We start from the raw sequence: 26,324 nt of genomic DNA, 5'->3' as shown, positions 1-26,324 counted from the left end.
CGACCTGCCAGTCGCACGACCTACCGTCCCGGCGACCCGCTGGTCCGACGACCTACCGTTCCGGCGACCCGCGGTCCCGACGACCTGCGGTTCCGAGCGCTTACAGGACGGCGCCCGGGTTGCCCTCGTCCGTGACGACCGGGCGGCCCGTGGCGGCCCAGATCTGCATGCCGCCGTCGACGTTCACGGCGTCGATGCCCTGCTGGACGAGGTACATGGTGACCTGGGCCGAGCGACCGCCGGAGCGGCAGATCACATGGACCCGACCGTCCTGCGGCGCCGCCTCGGTCAGCTCGCCGTAGCGGGCGACGAACGCGCTGATGGGGATGTGCAGTGCCCCTTCGGCATGACCCGCCTGCCACTCGTCGTCCTCGCGGACGTCCAGCAGGAAGTCGTCGTCCTTGAGGTCGCCGACCTCGACCGTGGGCACACCAGCTCCGAAACTCATGCGCCCGACGCTACCCGACCGGGCATACGACACGACCAGGCGCGAGACACGACCGGTCCGCCCGAGCCTGCCTCAATCCGCCAGCTCGGCCAGCTCCAGCTCGCGGGCGGCGACGTCCGCGAGGAGCTTGTCGGCGATCTCGTCCAGGAGCCGGTCGGGGTCCTCCGGTGCCATGCGGAGCATCGAGCCGATCGCGCTGTCCTCCAGTTCCCGGGCGACCAGCGCGAGCATCTCCTTGCGCTGGGCGAGCCACTCGAGTCGGGCGTAGAGCTCCTCGCTGGGGCTCGGGCTCCGCTCCGCGGGTGCCGGACCGGCCGCCCACTCCTCGGCCAGCTCGCGCAGCAGGGCTTCCTCACCACGGGCGTAGGCCGCGTTGACGCGGGTGATGAACTCCTCGCGCCGGGCCCGCTCGGCGTCCTCCTGGGCCAGGTCCGGGTGCGCCTTGCGGGCCAGCTCGCGGTACAGCTTGCGGGCCTCCTCGCTGGGCCGTACCCGCTGCGGGGGCCGGACCGACTGGTCCGTGAGCATCGCCTCGGCCTCGGGGAAGAGACCTTCGCCGTCCATCCAGCCGTGGAACAGTTCCTCGACCCCGGGCATCGGCATCACCCTGGCCCGCGCCTCGGCGGCCTTGCGCTTGTCCTCGGGATCACCGGTGCGGGCGGCCTTGGCCTCGGCGATCTGGGCGTCCAGTTCGTCGAGCCGGGCGTACATCGGGCCGAGTTTCTGATGGTGGAGCCGCGAGAAGTTCTCGACCTCGACGCGGAAGGTCTCCACCGCGATCTCGAACTCGATCAACGCCTGCTCGGCGGCCCGCACGGCCTGCTCCAGCCGTGCTTCGGGCCGGGGCTGCTCAGCTTCGGGGGTCGTCACCCGACCAGCCTAGGCCAACGCTCCCCCGAACCCACCCGGCCGACGGTCCCGCAGGGGTCGCCCTGACCGGTCTCCGCCTGCCGCGGCTTCCCCTGCGCCGACTGCGCCCGGCCGCCTCTCACACGCCCGTCTCCGCCGGGATCCGCCCCGCCCGTACCGCCGCCACCAGGTCCGAGTGGTCCGCCTCGGTGCGGTCGGCGTAGGCGACGGCGAAGGTGGCGATCGCCTCGTCGAGCTCCTCGTTCTTGCCGCAGTAGCCGGCGACGAGGCGGGGATCGGCGCTGTGGGAGTGGGCGCGGGCGAGGAGCGCGCCGGTCATCCGGCCGTAGTCGTCGACCTGGTCGGCGGCGAGCGCGGCCGGGTCGACGCTGCCCTTGCGGTTGCGGAACTGCCGTACCTGGAAGGGGAGTCCGTCGACCGTCGTCCAGCCCAGCAGTATGTCGCTGACCACCTGCATGCGCTTCTGGCCGATGACCACCCGGCGTCCCTCGTGCTCCACCTCCGGCACCTCGAAGCCGGCGGTCAGCAGATGCGGGACCAGGGCCGAGGCGCGGGCCTCCTTCACCTGGAGGATCAGCGGCTCGCCCCGGTGGTCGAGCAGCAGCACCACATACGACCTGGTCCCCACGCTGCCCGTGCCGACGATCCGGAAGGCGACGTCGTGGACCGCGTGGCGGGCCAGCAGCGGGTGGCGGTCCTCGGACAGGGTGGTCAGGTAGTGCTCCAGGGACGCGGCCACTGCGTGGGCCTCCGCGTCCGGGACGCGGCGCAGCACCGGCGCCGCGTCGACGAAGCGGCGGCCCCCGTCCTGCGTCGGCTCGGTCGACTTCGCCGCGAACCGCCCACTGGTGTTGGCCCGCGCCTTCTCCGAGACCCGCTCCAGGGTGCCCAGCAGGTCGTGCGCGTCGGTGTGGGAGACCAGTTCCTCGTCGGCGATGGCGTTCCACGCGTCCAGCACGGGGAGCTTCGCCAGAAGCCGCATGGTGCGGCGGTAGGAGCCGGCCGCGCCGTGCGCCGCCCGGCGGCAGGTGTCCTCGTCCGCGCCGGCCTCGCGGCCCGCGAGCACCAGAGAGGCGGCGAGACGCTTGAGGTCCCACTCCCAGGGGCCGTCGACGGTCTCGTCGAAGTCGTTCAGGTCGATGACCAGGCCGCCCCGCGCGTCGCCGTACAGACCGAAGTTCGCGGCGTGGGCGTCGCCGCAGATCTGGGCGCGGATCCCGGTCATGGCGGTCCGGGCCAGGTCGTACGCCATGAGTCCGGCCGAGCCCCGCAGGAACGCGAACGGCGTCGCCGCCATCCGGCCGACCCGGATCGGGGCCAGCTCCGGGATGCGGCCCCGGCTGGACTCCTCGACCGCCGCCAGCGCGTCCGGCCGGGAGGGGTCCAGGTCGAACGCTGCGTGTGCCGACCGAGGCACCCGGTCACGCAGGGCCTTGCCCGCCTCCTTGGGAGACCCCGGCCGGGACGAGCCCGGAACCGCACCCGCTTGCGGTCCCGCGGCGGGGCGCTCAGTGGGCCACTCGGCGAAGCCCCGCACTCGGGGAAGCCTGCGTGCCCCACCCCTCTCTGTCCCCGCGCCACCGGCCTCGGTCACCACGACCGCCTCCCCCGCACACATACGTCCGTCGGCTCGACGAGCCGAACATCAACTCGTGCCGACCGTACAGCCCGACGACGGGACGGCGGCAGCCCCTGTGGACAACCTCCCGCCTGTGGAAATCCCCTCGTCCACCCCTGTGGGACAGCCCGCCCGGCGCACCCCTCACCGACGGTGACAGCTTCACGGCGGCGGCTCCACGAGGACAGCTCCACGACAGCGGGAATGTTTCACGTGAAACACGCCCCCCGTGCCAAAACGCCCACACCCCACACACCCTCGCGCCCCACACCCCGCCCCTGCTCACCGCGCGCCCCGCCTCCGCGCACCGCTCCCCGCCTCCGCGCACGGCACACCGCTCCCCGCGCACCGGTCCCACCCCTCGCGTCACGCAGGTCTCACCACACACAGGGCAGCTCCACAGCGATCGTGGTCGGTCCCCCGGCGGGGCTGTCCACGTTCACCAGCCCGTCCAGCGCGGCGCCCCGGCGCCGGATCCCCAGCAGGCCGGACCCCGCCCTCTCGTCCGCGCCACCGAGACCCTCGTCCCGCACCACCGCCCGCAGCCCGTTCCGCAGCCGCAGCCGCACCAGCTCGACGGCCGCCCGCGGCGACCCGCTGTGCTTGACGACGTCGGTGAGCACCTCCGCCACCGCGAAGTAGGCAGCCGCCTCCACAGCGGTGGGCGGCCGGTATCCGCGGTAACCGGCAGCGCCACCCGGCCCACCGCTCGGGCCCACCGCCCCACCGCCACCGCCACTGCCGCCGCCTCCGATGCCTCCGCTTTCCAGGAGTCCTTCCACCCGCACCGTCGCCTTCAGCCCGCGGCCGGCGGCCAGCGGCCAGCGCCAGTACCCTCGCCCCGCCTCCCGGATCGTCGTCGTCATCGGGATCGTCCGCGCCATACATCAACGCCGGGCCGCACCCGGGGTGAACGCGGTGCAGCCCGCTACGCCCTCATGCGACCCCCGCCGACGACCGGCTGCCCGCCCGGGTCGTCACCGCCCACGGGGCTGAGATCTTCCTCACACACGGTGAGCAGCCATGGGCTGGACACGCACGCCTGTGCCGGACGGCACACCTTCGGGACATGCGAAAGCCCCGTAGGTCTAAGACCTACGGGGCTTTCAGCTGTGCGCGAGGGGGGAGTTGAACCCCCACGCCCTTGCGGGCACTGGAACCTGAATCCAGCGCGTCTGCCTATTCCGCCACCCGCGCATTGGGTGTGTCTTCGGGCTTGTGGGCCTTGCGGCCTGGCACCTTCCGACACGCAGAACATTAGCACGCGGGCCAGGGTGCGTTCACATCCCTTCTGCGGGGGCAGGGAGCAGGTGGGAGGCCATCGGCGGCTCCCGCACGTCTCGGCGGTGACTGGTTCACGTATCAACCTCGTACCTAAGGCGGCCGTCTCCCCCGGAGCCGGACGAGGACCACAGTCAGGTGCGGGACACTGGTCCTCGGCCGCCTCTACGATCCTGGGCAGAAGCGGGTGCGCAAGAGGGCGTCGACACCCGTCGACGGGGCCGACAGGGGGAACCAGCCGATTCACCGGCGCGTGGATACGATCAGTAAGCAGTACCAGGTAAGCAGCACGGCACGGGACAGCAGCCACTACGGAGGAGGTGCCCCATGGGAGTCCTGAAGAAGTTCGAGCAGCGTCTCGAGGGTCTGGTCAACGGCACCTTCGCGAAAGTGTTCAAGTCCGAGGTCCAGCCCGTGGAGATCGCGGGCGCGCTCCAGCGCGAGTGCGACAACAACGCGACCATCTGGAACCGGGACCGGACCGTCGTCCCCAACGACTTCATCGTGGAACTGAGCACGCCGGACTACGAGCGGCTCAGCCCCTACTCCGGCCAGCTCGGCGACGAGCTCGCCGGAATGGTGCGCGACTACGCCAAGCAGCAGCGCTACACCTTCATGGGCCCGATCAAGGTCAACCTGGAGAAGGCGGACGACCTCGACACCGGCCTGTACCGGGTGCGCAGCCGTACGCTCGCCTCCTCCAGCAGCCAGGCGCCGGAGCAGCCGCCCGCGGGCGGCCGACAGCGTCCCGGCGGATCCGGCGGGCCCGGCTATCCCGGGGCCGGAGCCGGCGCCGCCGCTCCGCCCATGCCGTCCGCTCCGCCGCCCGGCGCCCGTGCCGGCGGCTATGGTTACCCGCCCGCCGCGAGCGCCCAGCGCCCCGGTGCGGCGGCCGGCGGCCTGGCCGGGGCTCCGCAGCCCGGATCACGTGCCCGCCACTGGATCGAGATCAACGGCACCCGCCACCAGATCTCCCGCGGGACACTGGTGATGGGCCGCAGCACCGAGGCCGACGTACGGATCGACGACCCCGGCGTCTCCCGCCGGCACTGTGAGATCCGGACCGGTTCGCCCTCGACTATTCAGGATCTCGGCTCCACCAACGGCATCGTGGTGGACGGGCAGCACACCACCCGCGCTACGCTCCGCGACGGCTCGCGGATCGTCGTGGGCAGCACCACCATCATTTACCGGCAAGCCGAAGGGTGAAGCGGGGGCAATGTCAGAGCTGACCCTCACGGTCATGCGGCTGGGTTTTCTGGCCGTACTGTGGCTGTTCGTCATCGTGGCCGTGCAGGTCATCCGCAGCGACCTCTTCGGTACGCGTGTCACCCAGCGCGGCTCGCGCCGGGAGGCAGGGCGGGCGCAGCAGGCACAGCGCCAGCAGGCGCCTCCGCAGCAGCGCCAGCAGCCCGCCGCCGCCGGCCGCACACGTCGTAACGCACCTACCAAGCTGGTCGTGTCCGAGGGCACCCTCACCGGCACGACCGTCGCGCTCCAGGGCCAGACCATCAGTCTGGGCCGGGCGCACGACAGCACGATCGTGCTGGACGACGACTACGCCTCCAGCCGTCATGCCAGGATCTACCCGGACCGCGACGGCCAGTGGATCGTCGAGGACCTGGGTTCCACCAACGGCACGTACCTCGACCGATCGCGGCTGACGACTCCCACACCGATCCCGCTGGGCGCGCCGATCCGTATCGGCAAGACCGTCATCGAGCTGCGGAAGTAGTGCTACATCATGAGTGAGTGCGAGCGGAGCGAGCACGCGGCGGCGGCCGGCACCCATGGCCCCGGCGTGCTCCCGACCGGAGGGTGGGCAGTGTGGCTCGACACGACCGGCTGTACCCGGGGCCGACGGGCGAGGTGCGCATGAGTCTGTCACTGCGTTTCGCCGCCGGATCGCACAAGGGCATGATCCGGGAGGGCAACGAGGACTCCGGTTACGCCGGACCCCGCCTGCTCGCCATCGCCGACGGCATGGGCGGCGCCGCCGCCGGTGAGGTCGCCTCCTCCGAGGCCATCTCCACCATCGTCGCCCTGGACGACGACGTCCCCGGCTCCGACGTCCTCACCTCGCTCGGCACCGCCGTCCAGCGTGCCAACGACCAACTGCGCTCGCTGGTCGAGGAGGACCCCCAGCTCGAGGGCATGGGGACCACCCTGACCGCCCTGCTGTGGACCGGCCAGCGCCTCGGGCTCGTGCACGTCGGCGACTCGCGCGCGTACCTGCTGCGGGACGGCGTACTGACCCAGATCACGCAGGACCACACCTGGGTGCAGCGCCTCGTCGACGAGGGCCGCATCACCGAGGAAGAGGCCACCACCCACCCCCAACGGTCGCTGCTGATGCGCGCGTTGGGCAGCGGTGAGCATGTCGAGCCGGATCTGTCGATCCGCGAGGTCCGGGCCGGCGACCGCTATCTGATCTGCTCCGACGGCCTGTCCGGCGTCGTCTCGCACCAGACGCTCGAGGACACCCTCGCCAGCTACCAGGGCCCCCAGGAGACCGTGCAGGAGCTGATCCAGCTCGCGCTGCGCGGCGGCGGCCCCGACAACATCACGGTCATCGTCGCCGACGTCCTCGACCTGGACACCGGCGACACCCTCGCCGGGCAGCTCTCCGACGTCCCGGTCGTGGTCGGCGCGGTTGCCGAGAATCAGCTCCAGCTGCAGGACAACGGCATCATGCAGACCCCGGCAGGGCGCGCCTCCGGCCTCGGCCGCAGGCAGCAAGGGCGCGGCGGAGGCGGCGAGTTCGGCCCGCCCGGCTCCGGCGGTGACATCACCGGTTTCATCCCCACCGACGGCTTCGGCGACTACACCGACGAGGACTTCGTCAAGCCACGCAAGGGCCGTAGGTGGCTGAAGAGATCCTTCTACAGCGTGCTCGCGCTCGCCGTGATCGGCGGCGGCCTGTACGGCGGCTATCGCTGGACGCAGACGCAGTACTACGTCGGCACCAGCGGCGAGCACGTCGCGCTGTACCGGGGCATCAGCCAGGACCTGGCATGGGTGTCGCTGTCGAAGGTGGAGAAGGACCACCCCGAGATCGAACTCAAGTACCTCCCGGACTACCAGCAGAAGCTGGTCGAGGCGACGATCGCCGAGGGCAACCTGGCCGCCGCCCAGAAGAAGATCGACGAGCTGGCCGTCCAGGCCTCCGCATGCAAGAAGCACGCCGAGACCCCCACGGCGAGCAAGACCGGTTCGAAGACCGGCGAGGGCCAGGCCGGCGGCACCACGGGAACCACGCCCGTCTCCGTCACGTCCAAGGCATCGCCGAGCCCCTCGGCAACCGCGTCCCCGTCCGCACCCGCGACCACTACTCCCACCCCCGGCCCCAGCCTTTCGGAGGAAGAGCAGAAGGTCGTCTCGCGGTGCGGTGAGCAGTAGGCAAGCCGTGAGAGGCCCCGTCACACGATGAGCAGTACTACCAACTCGCCGACGCACCACACGTCCACGATCGGCTCGATCGGCACCCCGAGCCGGCGCAACACCGAGCTCGCGCTCCTGGTGTTCGCCGTCCTGATCCCGGTCTTCGCCTACGCCAACGTGGGCCTCGCCATCAACGAGAAGGTGCCGTCCGGCCTCCTGAGCTACGGCCTCGGCCTCGGCCTGCTGGCCGGCGTCGCGCACCTCGTCGTGCGCAAGTTCGCGCCGTACGCGGACCCGCTGCTGCTGCCGGTGGCCACGCTGCTGAACGGGCTCGGGCTCGTCGCGATCTGGCGGCTCGACCAGTCCAAGGTGCTGCAGCGGATCGAACAGGCCGGTACCGCCGCGCCACGGCAGCTGCTCTACACGGCGATGGGCATCTCGCTGTTCGTCGTGGTGCTGGTCTTCCTCAAGGACCACCGTGTCCTGCAGCGTTACACCTACATCTCCATGGTCGGCGCGATCTTCCTGCTGCTGCTGCCGCTCGTGCCGGGCCTCGGGCAGAACATCTACGGCGCCAAGATCTGGATCTCGGTGGCCGGTTTCTCCATCCAGCCCGGTGAGTTCGCCAAGATCGTGCTGGCGATCTTCTTCGCCGGCTATCTGATGGTGAAGCGCGACGCGCTCGCCCTGGCCAGCCGCCGGGTCCTGGGCCTGTACCTGCCGCGCGGCCGCGACCTCGGTCCGATCATCGTCGTCTGGATCATCTCGATCCTGATCCTGGTCTTCGAGACGGACCTCGGCACCTCGCTGCTGTTCTTCGGAATGTTCGTCATCATGCTGTACGTCGCCACCGAGCGGACCAGCTGGATCGTCTTCGGCATGCTGATGTCCGCGGCCGGCGCGGTCGGCGTGGCCCAGTTCGAGAGCCACGTCCAGCAGCGAGTCCAGGCCTGGCTCGACCCGATGAAGGAGTACACGCTCTCCCAGCAGGGCGTCGTCGGCCACTCCGAGCAGGCCATGCAGGCCCTGTGGGCGTTCGGCTCCGGCGGCACCCTCGGCACCGGCTGGGGCCAGGGCCACTCCGAGCTGATCAAGTTCGCCGCCAACTCCGACTTCATCCTCGCCACCTTCGGCGAGGAGCTCGGCCTGGCGGGCATCATGGCGCTGCTGCTGCTGTACGGCCTGATCGTCGAGCGCGGTGTGCGCACCGCCCTCGCCGCCCGCGACCCCTTCGGCAAGCTGCTGGCCATCGGCCTCTCCGGCGCCTTCGCCCTCCAGGTGTTCGTCGTCGCCGGCGGTGTGATGGGCCTCATCCCGCTCACCGGTATGACGATGCCCTTCCTGGCCTACGGCGGTTCGTCCGTCATCGCCAACTGGGCGCTGATCGGCATCCTGATCCGCATCAGCGACACCGCGCGCCGCCCCGCGCCCGCCCCCGCCTCGAACCCCGACGCCGAGATGACCCAGGTGGTCCGCCCGTCATGAACAAGCCCCTGCGCCGGATCGCGATCTTCTGCGGCCTCCTGGTCCTCACCCTGCTGCTGCGCGACAACTACCTCCAGTACGTCAAGGCGGACACCCTCGCCAGCGACACCAAGAACCGCCGCGTCAACATCACGCGCTACTCCACCCCGCGCGGCGACATCATCGTCGACGGCAAGGCCATCACCGGCTCGGTCGAGACCACCGGCGACTACAAGTACAAGCGCACCTGGTCCAACGGCGCGATGTGGGCGCCGGTCACCGGCTACTCCTCGCAGGCCTTCGGCGCCACCCAGCTGGAGAAGCTGGAGGACGGCATCCTCAGCGGCAACGACGACCGGCTCTTCTTCCGCAACACCCTGGACATGATCACGGGCAAGGAGAAGGAGGGCGGCAGCGTCGTCACCACCCTCAACGCCGCCGCGCAGAAGGCCGCGTACAAGGGCCTGGGCGACAAGAAGGGCGCGGTCGCCGCGATCGAGCCGTCCACCGGCAAGATCCTCGCGCTGGTCTCCACGCCGTCGTACGACCCGTCGAAGTTCGCCGGTTCCTCCGACACGGACGCCGAGGCGTGGAAGGCCGTCCAGAAGAAGAACGACGCCGACGACCCGATGCTCAACCGCGCGCTGCGCGAGACCTACCCCCCCGGCTCCACGTTCAAGGTGGTCACGGCCGCCGCCGCGCTGGAAAACGGCGAGGTCTCCGACGTCGACGCGAAGACCGACACCCCGGACCCGTTCCCGCTGCCGCAGTCCACCAGCAAGCTCACCAACGAGCACGGCGCCTGCGAGAACGCCACGCTGCGCTACGCGCTCACCGTGTCCTGCAACACCGTCTTCGCGAAGATGGCCGACAACGTCGGCAACGAGAAGATGATCGAGCAGGCCGGGAAGTTCGGCTTCAACGAAGCCGAGCTGGACACCCCGGTGCGCGCCGCCGAGTCGGTCTACCCCGAGGACAACCGGCCGCAGAACTCCCTGGACGGCATCGGCCAGGGCTCCAACCGCGCCACCCCGCTCCAGATGGCCATGGTCGCCTCGGCGGTCGCCAACGACGGCAAGCTGATGAAGCCGTACATGGTCGACCAGCTCAAGGCCCCCAACCTGGACACCCTGGAGACGACCGAGCCCCAGCAGCTGTCCCAGGCCGTCTCGTCCGAGACGGCACAGGCCCTCCAGGAAATGATGGAGTCGGTCGTCAACGATCCGCAGGGCACCGGCGGCAAGGCCAAGATCGACAACGTCGTTGTCGGCGGCAAGACCGGTACCGCCCAGCACGGTGTCGACAACAGCGAGAAGCCGTACGCCTGGTTCATCTCCTACGCGAAGCTGTCCGACGGCAGCGCGCCGGTGGCCGTCGCCGTCGTCGTCGAGGACGGCGCCGCCGACCGCGGTGACATCACCGGCGGCGGTCTCGCCGGTCCGATCGCAAGGGACGTGATGAAGGCAGTCATCGACAGCAAGAAGTGACCCCCATCACGTCGCCTACACATCGGTGCACGTTGCGATACCGGTCCTGTATCGGGTGACGGGCTTGGCCAGGTCACACAGCGCCGTCCGGGTACGGTATGCCCGGACGGTAGCCTCCGGCCGCACACGTGTGCCGGTCGGGACCGACGGAGAGGGCTGGTAGGTAGCTATGGAAGAGCCGCGTCGCCTCGGCGGCCGGTACGAGCTGGGCCATGTGCTCGGCCGTGGTGGCATGGCCGAGGTCTATCTCGCGCATGACACCCGCCTCGGCCGCACCGTGGCGGTGAAGACGCTGCGCGCGGACCTCGCGCGCGACCCTTCCTTCCAGGCCCGGTTCCGCCGGGAAGCCCAGTCTGCCGCCTCGCTCAACCACCCCGCGATCGTCGCGGTCTACGACACGGGCGAGGACTACATCGACGGGGTCTCGATCCCGTACATCGTCATGGAGTACGTCGACGGCTCCACGCTCCGTGAGCTGCTCCACTCCGGCCGCAAGCTGCTGCCGGAGCGGACGCTGGAGATGACCATCGGCATCCTCCAGGCCCTGGAGTACTCGCACAGAGCCGGCATCGTCCACCGCGACATCAAGCCCGCGAACGTCATGCTGACGCGCAACGGCCAGGTCAAGGTCATGGACTTCGGCATCGCCCGCGCCATGGGCGACTCCGGGATGACGATGACCCAGACGTCCGCGGTCATCGGCACGGCCCAGTACCTCTCGCCGGAGCAGGCCAAGGGCGAGCAGGTCGACGCGCGCTCCGACCTGTACTCGTCGGGCTGTCTGCTCTACGAGCTGCTCACGGTCCGCCCGCCGTTCGTCGGGGACTCCCCGGTGGCCGTGGCCTACCAGCACGTCCGGGAGGAGCCGCAGCCCCCGAGCGTCTTCGACCCCGAGATCACCCCCGAGATGGACGCCATCGTCCTGAAGGCGCTGGTCAAGGACCCGAACTACCGCTACCAGTCCGCCGACGAGATGCGCCTGGACATCGAGGCCTGCCTCGACGGCCAGCCGGTCGGCGCGACGGCGGCCATGGGCTCGGTCGGTTACGGCGGCTACGGCGACGACCAGGCGACCACGGCCATGCGCTCCGCGGACGCCGGGGCCACGTCGATGCTGCCGCCCATGAACCCGGACGACGGCGGCTACGGCTACGACGACCGTCCCGACCGCCGCCGCCAGAAGAAGTCCAACGCCTCGACGATCCTGCTGGTCGTCGCCGCGGTGCTGGTGCTCGTCGGTGCGGTACTGATCGGCAAGTGGGTGTTCAGCGGCGGCGTGAACAACGAGTCGGTGGCGGTGCCCAACCTGCTCGGCCAGGTCCAGGCCGACGCGGAGAAACAGCTGACCAACAGCGACCTCAAGCTGGGCACGGTCACCCAGAAGGCCTGCGAGGACCAGCCCAAGGGCAAGATCTGCGACCAGGACCCCAAGGCCGCGACCAAGGTCGACAAGGACTCCACCGTCAACCTCGTCGTGTCGACCGGCGCACCGAAGGTGGCCGTGCCGAGTGTTCTCGGCAAGAGCCTGGAAGACGCCAAGGCGCTCCTGGAAGGCGACCAGTACGGGCTCGTCGTCGAGACCAAGCAGCAGGTGTCCACCGAGGCGGAGGGCACCGTCCTGGAGCAGAGCCTGAAGCTCGGCAAGGAGGTGGAGAAGGGGACCACCATCACCCTCACCATCGCCAAGGCCCAGGAGAAGGCCACCGTCCCGGACGTCTCCAACAAGAGCTGCGACGAGGCCAAGGCGCAGATGGAGCAGAACGACCTCAAGGGCAACTGCGTCGAGGTCGACACCCAGGACCAGAACCAGGTCGGCAAGGTCATCCAGACCGTCCCGGCGATCGGCTCCCAGGCCGACAAGGACTCCACGGTCCAGATCCAGATCGGCAAGAGCACCCAGACCCAGGTCCCGTCCAACCTCCAGGGCCTGAGCGTCAAGGACGCCAAGAAGGCGCTCCAGGACGCGGGTCTGACCGTCGGCAACATCACCGGCAACTCGGACGACGACGCCCAGGTCATCAGCTCGGACCCGGCCCCCGGCAGCACCGTCAACAAGGGCCAGACGGTCAACCTGGTCGCCTTCAAGAACGGTGACAACAACAACGGCGGCAACAACGGCGGCGTCAACTTCTTCGGCGGCACCGGCGGTTGACCGCACGCGGCTGACCGCACAAGGCAAGAGCGTGGGCCCCACCGGATGCGTCCGATGGGGCCCACGCCTTTGCTTCACCCGACCGAGCCCACGCCCACAAAACGATCGTGTCTTCATATCGGCTGACTCGTTGATCGATTGGGGTGGGGTGTCATGTCACAGCTCTGCCCTGGCCACACGGCCCGACCACGAACAGAGCGGCAGACGTGATCAACGAATCGGTACTGCTGGAATCCAAGAGCCTGCGCGACAGCGCGCTCGACCGCACGGACGTACTCGACAGGGTGAAGGCACTGTCCCTGCTGCCGGACGGGATGCATGTGTCCACGGCGATGGTGGCGGCGTACTTCGAGGTGGGTTTGGAAGCCATCAAGTCACTCGTTAAGGAACACCGAAGGGAGCTTGAAGCCAACGGCTACCACGCCCTGACGGGCGAGCCACTGAGGTCTTTCAAGGACCTCAGTGGCATTCAGTCGCGTACCCGCTCCCTGGCTCTCTTCTCCCGCCGAACCGTCCTCAACGTGGCCATGCTGCTACGAGACAGCGACGTCGCACGTCAGGTGCGCGTGTACCTCTTGGACGTGGAGCACGCATCCCGCCCACAGCCTGTGGAAATCTCCGCCCACGGCAACACAGCTTCCCTCGACGACCGCATCGACCAGCGCATCACCCACATCCTCGGCCAAACCGTCGTACCCATGTTCAACACCCTGATCGAAACAGCAGGCGAGCACCAACGGGAGCTGATCGCCCTCCGAGCAGGCGTCCAACGGGTCGAAAAGCGGCTCCGGCAGCACCACGCCCGGCTGCAGCGGCTGGAAGCCCCACGCGACGACCGGCCGCTCGCCGGAGTCATGGCTTCCATGGACGCCATGAACGGACGCGAGTTCGAGGAGCACATCGCCACACTGCTGCGCCGCGACGGCTGCACCGATGTCGTCGTGCAGGGCGGCGGAAGGGACCGCGGCGTCGACATCACCGCCCTCACGGCCCACGGGCGACGCCTCGTAGTCCAATGCAAGAGGTTCGCGCCCCACCTCTCCATCACCAGCCCCGAGCTCCAGAAGTTCCTCGGGGCCGCCAAGGTCCTGCACGACTCCGAGGTGGCGCTGTTCGTAGCAACCTGCCCCTTTACGCGTGATGCCCTCAACATCGCCGCCGAGACCGGCATCACCGCCGTGCACCGGGGGCTGCTGGAGGAGTGGAGCGCTGGGGCGGCCCTGGCGGTTCTCGAGTAACCAGGAGCCAGGCAGATGGCCCGAAGCCGCAAAGGCAAGTTGCGGCTTCGGGCCATCGTCATGCTAGGTGACGAAGCCCTTGAAGAAGGGCTCTGTCACTTCAGCCCAGTTCCTCCGGCGGCGTCCGGTCCGCGTCCACCTTCTCCACGCGCTCCAACTCGCCCCACACGACGTACCGGTAGCGGCTCGTGTAGACCGGCGTGCAGGTCGTCAGGGTGATGTAGTGGCCGGCCTTCTTCCTGCCGGACTCCTTGGGGATCTGGCCGAGGACCTCCACGTTGTACTTCGAGGTCTCGGGGAGGACCGCGTACACCTTGTAGACGTACCAGTCGTCCTTCGTCTCGAAGACGATCGGGTCGCCCTTCTCCAGCTTGTCGATGTTGTGGAACTTCGCGCCGTGGCCGTCGCGGTGGGCGGCGAGCGTGAAGTTGCCCTCCTTGCCGCTCGTCGGGAGAGCGGCCTTGAAAGGGTCGGTGTAGTAGCCGGCGACGCCGTCGTTGAGGATCTTCGACGAGGTGCCCTTCTCGACCAGCACCTCGCCGTTCTTCATCGCGGGCACGTGCAGGAAGCCGATGCCGTCCTTGGTGTCGAGCGCCCCGGGACCGCCGTCCTGCCGGGCCCAGGTGTCACGCACCTTGTCGCCCTGCCGGTCCGCGTGCCGGTCGGCCACGACATTCGTCCACCACAGGGAGTAGACGACGAAGAGGCCGAGCACCAGGCCGGCCGTGATGAGGAGTTCGCCGAAGACGCTGACGGCCAACGCGATCCGGCCGCCACCGCGGCGCCGCGGCGCGGGATCGGGCGCGTCCACGCGCGCGTGCTCTTCGTGCTCGGTGTCGCCGGTGGTCGCTGCCACGTTCATCTGCCCCTACTCGACTGCACGCCTACTCGACGAGCGCATCCGGCTTTCCCTTGCTGCGCGGCCGTTCCTCGACCATCTTGCCCCAGACGATCAGGCGGTACTTGCTGGTGAACTCCGGGGTGCAGGTGGTGAGGGTGATGTACCGGCCCGGCCCGGTGAATCCGGACTCCGGCGGCACGGGGTCGAGGACGCTCGTGTTGCTGGGCGCGGTCACCGGCAGGGAGGACGCCATCTTGTAGACGAAGTACTCGTCCTGCGTCTCGACGACGATGTCGTCGCCCGCCTGCAGCCTGTTGATGTAGCGGAACGGCTCGCCGTGCGTGTTGCGGTGACCCGCGAGCCCGAAGTTGCCGGTCTTCGCGTCGGGCATCGCCGTCTCCAGCGGGCTCTCGCCGTAGTGCCCGACCATGCCCTTGTCGAGCACCTTCTTGTTGCTGATGCCCTCCGCGATCGGCACCACCACGTCCAGCTTCGGGATGTGCAGGATGGCGAAGCCCTGCCCCGGCGAGAACACCCCCGGGGCGCCCTTGCCGCTCGCCCAGTCGTTCTGGAGGCTGCTGGCCTCCTTGTCCGCCTGCGCGTGCGCCCGCACGTTCGTCCACCACAGCTGGTAGGTGACGAACAGCAGCATCAGCACGCCCGTGGTGATGAACACCTCGCCGACCGCCCGGCTGGCGACCACGGCGGCGCTCGGCTTACGGGCCCGCTGCCGACGGCGCGCCTCGACGCGGGACAGCGGCCGCTCGCCCTGCGACGGCGCATCGGCCCCGTTGTACGACTCGGAGACGTCGCCCGGGCCCCCATGGCGGCCGTGACGGCCCTTGGCGGCCTTTCTGCGGGCCGCACGACCGCCCGCCGGGGTTCCAGGGGTGGGGGAGGCCGTCGAGGCGCCAGAAGCGGATATGGGGTCGCCGCCGAACATGGACGCCGGCGGTATCCGCAGCGCCACCGTCTCCTCGTCGATCGGCGGCTGGTACGGCTCCCCTGCGTAGGGACCGGCTCCGTAGGCATCACCGCCGAACGACTCGTACGGCGCGGTGCCGTACGAGTCCTCGCGCTCGGGGCGCAGCGCGGTCACGCCGAGGCCCTGCCCACCACCGGGGCGAGCCCCGCCGACCTCGCCACCGCGCCCTGGTCGCCGCACTCCACCAGCCAGTTGGCCAGCATCCGGTGCCCGTGCTCGGTCAGCACCGACTCGGGGTGGAACTGGACGCCCTCGACGGGCAGTTCACGGTGGCGCAGGCCCATGATGATTCCGTCGTGCGTACGGGCCGTGACCTCGAGTGCGGCCGGAACCGTGGCCGGCTCGGCGGCCAGCGAGTGGTAGCGGGTCGCCGTGAAGGGGGTCGGCAGGCCGGCGAACACACCCCGGCCCTCGTGCTCCACCAGCGAGGTCTTGCCGTGCAGCAGCTCCGGCGCCCGGTCCACGACACCGCCGTACGCCACCTGCATCGACTGCATGCCCAGGCAGACGCCGAAGACGGGGACACCGGTGGCCGCGCAGTGCCGGACCATCTCGACGCACACGCCGGCCTCCTCGGGCGTACCGGGCCCGGGGGAGAGCAGCACGCCGTCGAAGCCGTCCTGGGCGTGGGCCGTGGAGACCTCGTCGTTGCGCAGGACCTCGCACTCGGCGCCCAGCTGGTACAGGTACTGGACCAGGTTGAAGACGAAACTGTCGTAGTTGTCGACGACAAGGATGCGCGCGCTCACTGGTTGTCCACCGTCACATCGTTGAAGGGAAGCAGCGGTTCGGCCCACGGGAAGACGTACTGGAACAGCGCGTACACGACGGCCACGACCAGCATGATCGAGATCAGCGCCTTGGCCCACGCGTTTCCCGGCAGATGCCGCCAGATCCAGCCGTACATGCCGTCCCTTCCGTCGCATCACGGCACCTGACTCACGCCGTACGCCACCAGACTAACGGCGCAGGGCCTTCGGTTCGCCTGCCTCCACGGGCTGTGTGGAGTCCAGGTGCGCCCAGACGATCAGCCGGTGACTGTGCCCCCATTCCGGATCGCACGTGGTCAACGTCAGATACCGGCCCGGACGCGTATACCCCGACTTACGTGGCACAGCGTCGATCACCTCGACGTCCGAGGGCACGGTTTTGTAAGGCCCTCTGTCGATGCGATACGTGAACCAGGTCGTCCCGTCCGTCAGGACCACCGCGTCCCCCCGCCTGAGCTCGGGAAAGTCCTTGAAAGGGTCGCCATAGGTACGGCGGTGACCGGCCACGGAGAAGTTCCCGGTCTGCCCGAGCCGCGCGCTGCCCGCGTAGTGCCCCAGCCCCTTCTTCAGGGTGCCGGTCGCCGTGCCCTCGAGCACCGGCTTGTTCCACGTGAAACCAAGGCGCGGGATGTACATCACCGCGAAGGGCCTGCCCACGCGGTACGGCGCCGGCTGCGCGGTGGCGCTCGCGCCGGGGGCGGGGGCCGCGGTCCCCTGTGCCCACTGATCGTGGAGGTCGTCGATCTGGTCACCCATGACGCGGTCGGCCTGCACGCCGGTCCAGAACAGTACGTAGACCACGAAGAGGACGATGACGGTGCCGGCGGTGATGCACAGCTCGCTGAACGTCCTGACGATCACCCGCACCGACACAGGCGCCCCCCGGCGGCCGCTGCTCCCCTACTCCACAGGCTTGGCGTAGTGCAGATCCACTGTGCCCGAGTAGCCGGGCAGAGTCACCGCCCCGTCCTCGGTGACTTTCCAGCCGAGGCCGTAGACATTCACATAGACCATGTAGTTCTGGATCGCCGGGGCCTCGGCGAGCGCCTGCTGAAGCTTCTCCGGGTCGCCGACCGCCTGGATCTTGTACGGCGGCGAGTAGACGCGGCCCTGGAGGATCAGCGTGTTGCCGACACAGCGCACGGCGCTGGTGGAGATCAGCCGCTGGTCCATGACCTTGATGCCCTGGGCACCGCCCTGCCAGAGCGCGTTCACGACGGCCTGGAGGTCCTGCTGGTGGATGACCAGGTAGTCGGGCTGCGGCTCCGGGTAGCCGGGGAGCTTGGCGGTGGCGTTCGGCGGGGCGTCGTTGAGGGTGACCGTGATGGCCTTGCCCTTGACCTTCTGGGTCCCGGCGTCCTTCTCCAGGCCCGCGAGCTTGTCGTCCTGGGCCTGGGTGCTGCCGTCGTCGGCCTCGGCCAGCGACTCCACGTCGTCGCGCAGGACCCCGTTCGTCTCGTCCAGCTCGCCGTTCTTCTGGCTGCGCTCCTGGATGAGGTCGGACAGCTTCAGCAGGGAGGCGTCCGTGCGGATGTTGGTGCCCTTGGCCGTGTTGAAACTGGTGAAGAAGAGGAGGCCGGCGAGGGCGAAGACCCCCACGGTGAGCACCCGTACGGGCCGGAAGCCGCCCCGGCGGTCGGAGGCGGAGGGGGAGTCGCCGGCGGACTCGGGGGCGGAACCCGTTGTACCCGTCCCGGGGGAGTCGGCAGAATTGCTCAACGTACCCTTATCTCCTTCGGCGCCGTAGAAGCACTACGCTAACGGACGCCCGGGGGAGCCCTTCAGTCCCCTAGCACGCAGCCCCCGAGCCCGATCCAGCACCTGCGCGGCCACGCAGCGCATCGACAGGAGAGACCCTCGTGCCGAAGTCACGTATCCGCAAGAAGGCCGACTACACGCCGCCCCCGGCGAAGCAGGCGACCGCCATCAAGCTGAACAGCCGTGCCTGGGTCGCGCCGGTGATGCTGGCCATGTTCCTCATCGGACTCGCCTGGATCGTGGTCTTCTACGTCACGGACGGCTCCCTGCCCATCGATAAGCTGGACAACTGGAACATCGTCGTGGGCTTCGGGTTCATCGCGGCCGGATTCGGCGTCTCCACGCAGTGGAAGTAACGGTGACAGCAGCAAGGTCGGCGCGGGGCGAGTAGCTCTGCCCAGATCTATCCCCTGAGTTATCCACAGCAGTTTTCCACATGGGGAAAAGAAAGACGATCTGTGGATAACTCATCGGAGGTTGACGCCGGTGTGACGTAACTACCGGCTGTCACCCTCACTCGAAAGCATGTTCGCCCCCTGCCTGACCTGTGCAAACACAGGTCGATGGCAGGGGGCACAGCTGTTCCCGCACGTTGTGCACAAGATTCGCCACAGACTGTGGACAACGGCGCGCTCAGGTGAGCTGGATGGTCCTCAGGAGCGTCACCACCACGACGATCGCCAGCATCAAGCCGCAGATCCCGAACTGGACGAGGGCCCGGCGCTCACGGGGGGCGTGGACCATGCCGACGCCGATCACCACACCGGCGACCAGACCGCCGATGTGCGCCTGCCAGGAGATACCGCTCCATCCGAACGTGATGACCAGGTTGATCACCAGCAGCGCGATGATCGGCCGCATGTCCTGCCGCAGCCGGCGCATGAGGACGGCCGTCGCGCCGAACAGACCGAAGACCGCGCCCGATGCGCCCAGCGTCGCGGTGCCCGGCGCGGCGAGCAGAAAGACCAGCGCACTGCCCGCGAGGCCGGACACCAGGTAGAGCGACAGATAGCGGGCCCGGCCGAGCGCCTGTTCCAGCGGGCCGCCGAGCCACCACAGGCTCAGCATGTTGAAGGCGAGGTGCCAGGGAGCCTCGTGTGTGAACATCGAGGTGACCATGCGGTACCACTCGCCCTCGGCCACACCCTCCGTCGGGTTGAAGGGGGCCGGCGGCCACTGGCCCAACAGCACCAGGCTGTCCAGCAACGAGGACCGCAGCTGCACGGCGAGGAACACCGCCACGTTGATCCCGATGAGGATCTTGGTGAGCAGCCGGGGATCGGCGGTGACGACGCCTCCCGCGAGCGTGCGGGGCTGCGAGGCACTGGGCGCGTGACCCGTGCCGGAGCCCTCGCGGACGCAGGTGGGGCACTGGAAACCGACGGAGGCGCTGACCATGCACTCCGGGCAGATCGGGCGCTCGCAACGGGTGCAGCGAATGCCGGTCTCCCGGTCGGGGTGCCGGTAGCAGACGGGCAGGCCGCTCTGCGCGTCGTCCTGCCGGCTGCCAGGCGCCTGGTCCATGGGCTCCCCCAGGTAAGTCGTCCGAGTTGTCGTGGTCGAGTGTCGGAGCAGTCGGCGTAGTCGGAAAGGAACCGCCCTGCTCATCCTTACGGACGAGCAGGGCGTTTGGTTCCCGACGGGGCGCCGGTGGCTCCCGGCGGTGCGCCGCGGCGTCGCCTCAGCTCTTGCGGCTCTCGACGACGACCGACTCGATGACGACGTCCTTCAGCGGACGGTCGGTGCGCGGGTTGGTCTGGGCGCCCGCGATGGCGTCCACCACCTTCTGGCCGGCCGGGTCGACGACCTCGCCGAAGATGGTGTGCTTGCGGGTCAGCCAGGCCGTCGGGGAGACGGTGATGAAGAACTGCGAGCCGTTGGTCGCCGGGCCGGCGTTCGCCATGGCCAGCAGGTAGGGCCTGTCGAAGCGCAGGTCCGGGTGGAATTCGTCCTCGAACTGGTAACCGGGGCCGCCGGTCCCGTTGCCCAGCGGGTCGCCGCCCTGGATCATGAATCCGCTGATCACGCGGTGGAAGACCGTGCCGTCGTACAGCTTGTCCTTGGACCGCACGCCGGTCTCCGGGTTGACCCACTCACGCTCGCCGGTCGCGAGGTCGACGAAGTTCTTGACCGTCTTCGGGGCGTGGTCCGGGTAGAGCCGGATCTCGATGTCGCCGTGGTTGGTCTTCAGGGTGGCGTACAGGCGCTCGGCCACGGTCTGCCTTCCGTTGTCTCTCTGTGACCCACAGATCCTCGCACGATCCGACTCAGGCACGGTCCGACGGCCCGTTCCGGCATCAGAACCGGCGGTTCGGGTACACAAAAGCATCCGACCCGTCCGGGACGGGAGCGGGCGGCGCCGATCCGTGGCATCGTCGGCTTTGTCGCTCTGTCGACCCTCTATTGCCATTGCCCCGATCCATCCCCTATCGCAGGTGATCAGTACCCGTATGCCCGTCCACGCGTGCCGGGACGGCCATTGACAGGCATGATCCGTAAAAGGGTGGAAAGTCGAAATACCGTACGCCACCGAGGAGGAGGAACCCGTGACCCGCATCGACAGCGTGCGCGCCGCGACCGGCTCGGCGAAGGACAGCGTGCTGCACGCCGCGGAAGTGGTGGCGCCCTACGCCGACACGGCCAAGGAACGGGCCGCGCTCTACGCGCATGAGGCCCGTGTACGGCTCGCGCCCAAGGTGTCGCTGGCCGCAGAACAGGCCCGCGTGCAGTACGGCGCCCACGTCGCCCCGCGTCTGGAGCAGGCGAAGACCCATGTCCCGCCGAAGGTGGACCTGGCCGCGCAGGAAGCGGCCGCCCGCACCCGACTGGTCGCACGACAGGCCGCCGACTATTCCCGGCCGAGGATCGAACAGGCAGTGGCCGCGGCCGGCCCCGTGAAGGACGAGGCCGCCGCCCGAGGCGTCGCCGCGCTGGCCGCTCTGCGCGGCCAGGTGACGCCGAAGGAGATCGAGAAGCTGACGCGCAAGCACCGGCGGCGGGCCAAGGCGGGCAAGCTCGCCAAGGCACTGATCGTCCTCGGTGCCGTCGCCGGCGGTGCCTACGCGGCCTGGAAGTGGTGGGACAAGCAGGCCAACCCGGACTGGCTGGTCGAGCCGCCGGCGGCTACGGAGGTACCCGCCTCGGGCGGCCTGACCTCGGTGGACGGCAGCGTCGACCCGTCGGTCCTGGACGCCGAGGTACAGGCCAAGGAGGCCGAGGAGGAGGCCGCGAACCGCGACGACCGCAGCTGAGCGGCCGACGGCCCACCTACGCCCCCACCTCACGAAAAAAGACCCCGCCCACCTGCGTTTACGCAGGTGGGCGGGGTCTTTCCGGTGGAGCCTAGGGGAGTCGAACCCCTGACATCTGCCATGCAAAGACAGCGCTCTACCAACTGAGCTAAGGCCCCGCAAGAGACGTCCGGCCGGAAAACCTCGTACCGGCGGGCGCCGCAGACCAGAGTACCGGGTCACCCGGGGTATCTCGCAAAAAGATTGGGGGTCCCCGCGGATGACCACTCTCCGTAAGATGCTCGGACGCGGTTCGCTACAGCGAACCGCGGTTTCTGGGGAAGCGATGGGGAGACGCAATGGACGCCGCACAGCAGGAAGCGACCGCGAGAGCGCGGGAACTTCAGCGGAACTGGTACGGAGAGCCGCTGGGGGCGCTCTTCCGTAAGCTCATCGACGATCTTGGCCTCAACCAGGCTCGTCTCGCTGGGGTACTGGGACTCTCGGCGCCGATGCTGTCGCAGCTGATGAGCGGTCAGCGGGCGAAGATCGGCAACCCGGCCGTGGTGCAGCGGGTGCAGCTGCTCCAGGAGTTGGCGGCCCAGGTGGCGGACGGCAGCGTCAGCGCCGCCGAGGCGACCGAGCGCATGGACGAGATCAAGCGGTCCCAGGGGGGCTCGGTGCTCAGCAACACCACACAGACGACGAGTGGTTCGGGAGCGCCCACGGTCAAGCGGGTCGTCCGCGAGATCCAGTCACTGCTGCGCTCGGTGGCCGCCGCCGGCGACATCATCGACGCCGCCGACACTCTCGCCCCGACCCACCCGGAACTGGCAGAGTTCCTCAGGGTGTACGGCGCCGGCCGTACCTCCGACGCGGTCACGCACTACCAGTCCCACCAGAACTGAGCCCTCGGCCCGGTCGCCGAAGGGGGTTCGGCAGCCGGGCAGTCGGCAGTTCGGGGGGCGTCAGGACGCAGCGGGGAACACGGGGGTCGTATCGCTCATCGCGGGGGAGACAGAGGGGCAGAGGGGGAGACCCGAGCGGGACCAGGGGGAGGAGCGACGCACAGCCATGGGTGAGGTCTTCGCCGGACGGTACGAACTGGCCGACCCGATCGGTCGCGGAGGGGTCGGTGCGGTCTGGCGCGCCTGGGACCACCGGCGCCGCCGCTACGTGGCCGCCAAGGTGCTCCAGCAGAGCGACGCGCACGCGCTGCTGCGCTTCGTCCGCGAGCAGGCGCTGCGGATCGACCACCCCCATGTGCTCGCGCCCGCCAGCTGGGCCGCCGACGACGACAAGGTCCTGTTCACCATGGATCTGGTGGCCGGCGGTTCGCTGGTCCATCTCGTCGGCGACTACGGCCCGCTGCCCCCGGTCTTCGTGTGCACGCTGCTCGACCAGTTGCTCTCCGGGCTCACCGCGGTCCACGCGGAGGGTGTCGTGCACCGCGACATCAAACCCGCCAACATCCTGCTGGAGGCCACCGGTACGGCCCGGCCGCGCCTCAGGCTCTCCGACTTCGGCATCGCGATGCGGCTGGGCGAGCCCCGGCTGACCGAGACCAACCTGGTGGTCGGCACGCCCGGTTACCTCGCGCCCGAGCAGATGATGGGCGCCGAACCGGACTTCCCCGCCGACCTGTTCGCCGTCGGCCTGGTCGCGCTGTATCTGCTGGAAGGCGCCAAGCCGGACGCCAAGGCCCTCGTCCAGTACTTCACCGAGCACGGAACTCCGGGCGCCCCGAAGAGTGTGCCGGAGCCGTTGTGGCAGGTGGTCGCCACCCTGCTCCAGCCGGACCCGCAGGCCCGCTTCCGTACGGCCACAGGGGCGCGCAAGGCGCTCGCGGCGGCCGTCGAGCTGCTGCCCGAGCCCGGCCCGGACGACGAGCTGATCGAGATCTTCGACCAACTCGGCCCGCTCCCCCCGGGTTTCGGCCCCCACGGTCCACCAAAACGACCAAGGCCCCCCAACTCCCCGTCCCCCCACTCGAACACCAACCCCGGTCAGGGCCGCCCGCACACCACCTCCGACCCGGACCGCTCGCCAACCACACCCGACCAGAGCCCGCCGCACACCGCCCCCGACCCGGGCCGCCCGCACACCACCTCCGGTACGGGCCCTCTGAGCACCGCGCCTGAGTCGGGCGGCCTGGGTGACGGTTACGGTCGGGGAAGCCTTGGCCACGCTTCTGGTCCAGGCGGCCTGGGTGACGCTGCGGATCCGGGCGGCCTCGGCGATGCTTCCGGTCCAGGCGGCCTCGGCCACGATGCCGATCCGGGCGGCCTGGGCCAGGCTTCCGGTCCAGGCGGCCTCGGCCACGCTTCCGGTCCAGGCGGCGTGGGCGCCGCTCTGGGTACCGGTGGCTCGGGCCCCGCTCCCGATCCGAGCCGCCCGCACACCGCACCCGGCCGCCCCGGTGGCTCGGGCGCCGCACCTGCCCCAGGCCGCCCGATCGCTCCTCCCGAGTCGGCCGGCCTCGACATCGCGCCTGCCCCGGGGCGGCCGAACACCCCACCCGAGTCCGCCGGTCTCGGCGCCGCACCCGGTTCGGCTTCGGCTCTGCCGGACGGCGCGCCCCAGTCGGCCGGCAGCGGCACCGGTTCGCTGCCCGCCCGTCCGGGAGTGGCCCCCGGTGCAGCCCCTGCGGGCACCGGACCTCTCCCCTCCGGGCCAGCGGCGCCCGCCGCTCCTGCCCATCCGGGCACGGGTGGCCTGTCCTCCCGGCCGGACGGAGCGCCTGATCCCTCCCGCCCAGGCACGGGCTCGGCTACCGGTACGGGCTCGGGCGCCGGCGGCGGCGTGGGATCCGGCGCCGGTGCCGGGTCTGCGTGGTCGGGCCGGGGATCCGTGCCGTCCGCGCCAGACCATGCGCCGGGCTCCGTGCCGAGCGACCCACGGCGGCAACCGGGTTCGACGCCTACCGATCCGCGTCGGCCCGCGCGACCGACGCCACGGTCGGCCACCTCCGCCCCCGCGCCCACGAACGCTCCCCCCATGTCGGACACCGGCAGCTTCCACCTGCCGCCCCCGCGACCGGCGGCCGGCTCCTTCACCGAGCCCGGAGCCCCGGAGCCCTCCACTCCGTATCCCCCCGCCTACGCGCCGACTCCCGGCCCCATGACCGCGCCCCCGTACGAGCCCACCTTCGTGTTACCCACCCGCGGGCAGCACGGTGAGGTGTCCACCGCCTCCTACACCGCCCACGACCCTCAAGCCGCACGAGCCCCGCAGGTTTCTGCTTCGCCGCAGGTCGTCTCGCCGCACGGCCGGCGCCGCGGGCATCGTGCCGCCCGCCGTGGGCGTCCCGGTCCGCCCGCCAGGATCGCGCTGCCGCTGCTGTTCCTCGCGCTGGCCTGCTACGCCGTGGGATTCTGGGCGTTGACGCGCATCTGAGCCGCCGCCCGGCGCCGGGCGGTCAGCGTCCACACCCCGAGCACCATCAGCAGCACGCTTCCGGTGCCGATGCCACCCACGGCGACCGCCTTCATCGCGGGATCGCCGCCCGACGCTCCGTCACCGGACGCGTCGGCGCCCGCCGAGCCCCCGCCCCCCGAGGGCACCGGGTCCGGCGCGCCGACGTCGAAGAACCCGCGCGGTACCGACTGCCGCGCGTACCCCGGGCCGGTCTGGACGCTGCCGCCGAGCCGGACGCGCAGGGTCAGCCCGTACGGCCCCTCACCGAAACGATCGGCGACCTGCGCCGCGAGGTGCACCACCAGGTAGTACGAGCCGGCGAACCGCAGGGACTTCGTCGGGTCGGTGGGGGCGTACCGGTTGGCGTATCCGACCGGCGGGACCGGGGGCAGCGAGGCCGACTTCTGGCTGCCGCCGTAACCGATGCCCGTGTCCTTGACCGAGGCGCGCACCGGGTTGTGGAGCGTCATCTCCAGGGCGTCGACCACGTACCCGGAGTTCTTGCCCGCGCTGCCCAGGTCGACGGTGGCGGACAACTGCTGCCCCCAGTCGACGGGCACCTTGTAGAAGAGGGTCTGCCCGGGGACGATCTCGTCGCTCCAAACGCCCTGCTTCACGGCGGTCGCCTCGGCGAAGCCTGCCCCGCCCCGGACGGAGACCGGCTCGTCCACGGGCGGCGCGGGCGTGGACGAGTCCCACACCTCGGGCACGCGCGTGGCGGCCGCCTTCACCAGGGGCGCTTCGGAGACGGGCGCGAGTTCCAGGTCCCAGGTCCGGCCGTCGGAGAGGTCCGTGTCCTCCTCACCACTGCCGGTGCCGGTGCCGGTGCCACTGCCGCTGCCGCTGCCGCTGCCGGTGCGCTCGACGACGACGTAGTACGTACCGGCCTTCTGGCACAGCCCTTTGCCCGGCAGGAGTTCGCGCGCTCCCCAGGCGGTGAGCGGCTGGGGGCTCCCGGCGGCTCCGACGGTCACGGAGTCGGAGGAGCAGGTGACGCTGTCGGCGTCCTGCACGGAGACGCTGATCCCGTCCCCGGCGGAGAGCGTGGCTCCCGCGCGCGGGATCGCCGTGACGGAGACGTACACGTCCGACGTGCCGTCGAGTTCGAGGCGGTAGTAGGCCTTGTCCTCGCCCTGGAGGGAACTCCGGTACGTGACGCCGGGTTCCAGACGGGCGGCGCCGGTGGTGCCCGTCGTCGCGGGGGCGCTGCGGACGTCGTCGGCGAAGGCGTACGAAGGGACGTCCGGCGCGGCCATGGCGACCCGCCCGGGCAGCAGCGCCGACGGCACACAGAGCACCGCGGCTACGACCGCGCTCCGCACGACGGCCCGCCACACGGCCGCTCCACGCCCCGTACGCCGGCCCATCGACCCCGCCCCCTCGC

The 26,324-nt window shown here is 70.1% G+C and carries 24 protein-coding genes and 2 tRNA genes; 11 read left to right on the top strand and 15 right to left on the bottom strand.

Going from position 1 to position 26,324, the window contains the following annotated elements:
- Positions 1–100 precede the first annotated feature (100 nt).
- The 5 genes from ACFVYS_RS14535 to ACFVYS_RS14515 all read right to left on the bottom strand — a co-directional run bounded on the left by ACFVYS_RS14535 (position 101) and on the right by ACFVYS_RS14515 (position 4,133).
- Positions 101–430, bottom strand: coding sequence for a rhodanese-like domain-containing protein (locus ACFVYS_RS14535; RefSeq protein WP_389502135.1), 330 nt, complete (start codon positions 428–430; stop codon positions 101–103).
- Between the two features lie 90 nt (positions 431–520).
- Positions 521–1,318 (bottom strand): J domain-containing protein, encoded by a 798-nt coding sequence (locus ACFVYS_RS14530; RefSeq protein ID WP_389501996.1) that lies wholly within the window; start codon positions 1,316–1,318, stop codon positions 521–523.
- 118 nt (positions 1,319–1,436) lie between these two features.
- Positions 1,437–2,936 (bottom strand): DUF2252 domain-containing protein, encoded by a 1,500-nt coding sequence (locus ACFVYS_RS14525; RefSeq protein ID WP_389501995.1) that lies wholly within the window; start codon positions 2,934–2,936, stop codon positions 1,437–1,439.
- A 377-nt stretch (positions 2,937–3,313) separates the two neighbouring features.
- Complete coding sequence (locus tag ACFVYS_RS14520) at positions 3,314–3,802, bottom strand: hypothetical protein (protein WP_389501993.1); 489 nt, start codon at positions 3,800–3,802, stop codon at positions 3,314–3,316.
- 247 nt (positions 3,803–4,049) lie between these two features.
- Positions 4,050–4,133: transfer RNA gene (locus ACFVYS_RS14515), tRNA-Leu, on the bottom strand.
- 411 nt (positions 4,134–4,544) lie between these two features.
- On the opposite strand from ACFVYS_RS14515, the gene ACFVYS_RS14510 reads away from it, so the two are divergent.
- From ACFVYS_RS14510 to ACFVYS_RS14480, 7 genes are all read left to right on the top strand, one after another.
- A complete protein-coding gene (locus ACFVYS_RS14510; RefSeq protein WP_389501991.1) occupies positions 4,545–5,426 on the top strand; it encodes an FhaA domain-containing protein in 882 nt (293 codons plus the stop codon).
- 10 nt (positions 5,427–5,436) lie between these two features.
- Entirely contained in the window at positions 5,437–5,952 is a 516-nt protein-coding gene (locus ACFVYS_RS14505; RefSeq protein ID WP_093780442.1) for an FHA domain-containing protein, read from the top strand.
- 140 nt (positions 5,953–6,092) lie between these two features.
- Positions 6,093–7,616, top strand: coding sequence for a Stp1/IreP family PP2C-type Ser/Thr phosphatase (locus ACFVYS_RS14500; protein WP_389501989.1), 1,524 nt, complete (start codon positions 6,093–6,095; stop codon positions 7,614–7,616).
- A 27-nt stretch (positions 7,617–7,643) separates the two neighbouring features.
- Positions 7,644–9,083, top strand: a complete 1,440-nt coding sequence (locus tag ACFVYS_RS14495; protein WP_384118086.1) for an FtsW/RodA/SpoVE family cell cycle protein — start codon at positions 7,644–7,646, stop codon at positions 9,081–9,083.
- The gene (locus tag ACFVYS_RS14490; protein ID WP_389501987.1) at positions 9,080–10,549 is read left to right on the top strand and encodes a peptidoglycan D,D-transpeptidase FtsI family protein; all 1,470 of its coding nucleotides are present in this window, start codon (positions 9,080–9,082) and stop codon (positions 10,547–10,549) included. Before ACFVYS_RS14495 ends, ACFVYS_RS14490 begins: the two co-directional genes overlap by 4 nt.
- Before the next feature lie 169 nt (positions 10,550–10,718).
- Positions 10,719–12,701, top strand: coding sequence for a Stk1 family PASTA domain-containing Ser/Thr kinase (pknB, locus tag ACFVYS_RS14485; RefSeq protein WP_389501985.1), 1,983 nt, complete (start codon positions 10,719–10,721; stop codon positions 12,699–12,701).
- 206 nt (positions 12,702–12,907) lie between these two features.
- Positions 12,908–13,939: a restriction endonuclease gene (locus ACFVYS_RS14480; RefSeq protein WP_389501983.1), complete on the top strand. Its 1,032-nt coding sequence runs from the start codon at positions 12,908–12,910 to the stop codon at positions 13,937–13,939.
- 100 nt (positions 13,940–14,039) lie between these two features.
- Here ACFVYS_RS14480 and ACFVYS_RS14475 read toward each other — a convergent pair whose 3' ends face one another.
- Genes ACFVYS_RS14475 through ACFVYS_RS14450 form a run of 6 tightly spaced genes read right to left on the bottom strand, consistent with a single transcriptional unit; the run spans position 14,040 to position 18,254 of the window.
- A complete protein-coding gene (locus ACFVYS_RS14475) occupies positions 14,040–14,801 on the bottom strand; it encodes a class E sortase (RefSeq protein ID WP_389501982.1) in 762 nt (253 codons plus the stop codon).
- Between the two features lie 22 nt (positions 14,802–14,823).
- A complete protein-coding gene (locus tag ACFVYS_RS14470; RefSeq protein ID WP_389501980.1) occupies positions 14,824–15,879 on the bottom strand; it encodes a class E sortase in 1,056 nt (351 codons plus the stop codon).
- Positions 15,876–16,514, bottom strand: a complete 639-nt coding sequence (locus tag ACFVYS_RS14465; RefSeq protein WP_389501979.1) for an aminodeoxychorismate/anthranilate synthase component II — start codon at positions 16,512–16,514, stop codon at positions 15,876–15,878. The genes ACFVYS_RS14470 and ACFVYS_RS14465 overlap by 4 nt, the downstream gene beginning before the upstream one ends.
- Positions 16,511–16,672, bottom strand: coding sequence for a hypothetical protein (locus tag ACFVYS_RS14460; RefSeq protein WP_142265183.1), 162 nt, complete (start codon positions 16,670–16,672; stop codon positions 16,511–16,513). The genes ACFVYS_RS14465 and ACFVYS_RS14460 overlap by 4 nt, the downstream gene beginning before the upstream one ends.
- A 52-nt stretch (positions 16,673–16,724) precedes the next feature.
- Positions 16,725–17,402: a class E sortase gene (locus ACFVYS_RS14455; protein ID WP_389502133.1), complete on the bottom strand. Its 678-nt coding sequence runs from the start codon at positions 17,400–17,402 to the stop codon at positions 16,725–16,727.
- Positions 17,403–17,435: 33 nt separating this feature from the next.
- Positions 17,436–18,254, bottom strand: a complete 819-nt coding sequence (locus ACFVYS_RS14450; protein ID WP_389501977.1) for a DUF881 domain-containing protein — start codon at positions 18,252–18,254, stop codon at positions 17,436–17,438.
- A gap of 140 nt (positions 18,255–18,394) precedes the next feature.
- Between ACFVYS_RS14450 and crgA the strand changes: the two genes are divergently transcribed.
- A complete protein-coding gene (gene crgA, locus ACFVYS_RS14445; protein ID WP_054242100.1) occupies positions 18,395–18,649 on the top strand; it encodes a cell division protein CrgA in 255 nt (84 codons plus the stop codon).
- 277 nt (positions 18,650–18,926) lie between these two features.
- On the opposite strand, the gene ACFVYS_RS14440 is transcribed toward crgA, so the two are convergent.
- Both ACFVYS_RS14440 and ACFVYS_RS14435 read right to left on the bottom strand, forming a co-directional pair.
- A complete protein-coding gene (locus ACFVYS_RS14440; protein WP_389501975.1) occupies positions 18,927–19,817 on the bottom strand; it encodes a rhomboid family intramembrane serine protease in 891 nt (296 codons plus the stop codon).
- Positions 19,818–19,974: 157 nt separating this feature from the next.
- Entirely contained in the window at positions 19,975–20,508 is a 534-nt protein-coding gene (locus ACFVYS_RS14435) for a peptidylprolyl isomerase (RefSeq protein WP_389501973.1), read from the bottom strand.
- A 331-nt stretch (positions 20,509–20,839) separates the two neighbouring features.
- Here ACFVYS_RS14435 and ACFVYS_RS14430 point away from each other — a divergent pair, with 331 nt between their 5' ends.
- Positions 20,840–21,544: a DUF5324 family protein gene (locus ACFVYS_RS14430; protein WP_389501971.1), complete on the top strand. Its 705-nt coding sequence runs from the start codon at positions 20,840–20,842 to the stop codon at positions 21,542–21,544.
- 85 nt (positions 21,545–21,629) lie between these two features.
- On the opposite strand, the gene ACFVYS_RS14425 is transcribed toward ACFVYS_RS14430, so the two are convergent.
- A tRNA-Ala gene (locus ACFVYS_RS14425) sits at positions 21,630–21,702 on the bottom strand.
- A gap of 180 nt (positions 21,703–21,882) precedes the next feature.
- Between ACFVYS_RS14425 and ACFVYS_RS14420 the strand changes: the two genes are divergently transcribed.
- The gene (locus tag ACFVYS_RS14420; protein WP_020130633.1) at positions 21,883–22,431 is read left to right on the top strand and encodes a DNA-binding protein; all 549 of its coding nucleotides are present in this window, start codon (positions 21,883–21,885) and stop codon (positions 22,429–22,431) included.
- Between the two features lie 166 nt (positions 22,432–22,597).
- The gene (locus ACFVYS_RS14415) at positions 22,598–24,919 is read left to right on the top strand and encodes a protein kinase (protein WP_389501969.1); all 2,322 of its coding nucleotides are present in this window, start codon (positions 22,598–22,600) and stop codon (positions 24,917–24,919) included.
- Here the strand turns inward: ACFVYS_RS14415 and ACFVYS_RS14410 are convergent.
- Complete coding sequence (locus tag ACFVYS_RS14410; protein ID WP_389501968.1) at positions 24,883–26,307, bottom strand: hypothetical protein; 1,425 nt, start codon at positions 26,305–26,307, stop codon at positions 24,883–24,885. The genes ACFVYS_RS14415 and ACFVYS_RS14410 overlap by 37 nt on opposite strands.
- Between the last annotated feature and the right edge of the window lie 17 nt (positions 26,308–26,324).

Origin of the sequence: Streptomyces sp. NPDC058295, assembly GCF_042880655.1 — a bacterium.
Lineage (GTDB): Bacteria > Actinomycetota > Actinomycetes > Streptomycetales > Streptomycetaceae > Streptomyces > Streptomyces coriariae.
The sequence above is the reverse complement of the archived record's forward strand: the minus strand, read 5'-3'. Positions and strand labels throughout refer to the sequence as shown.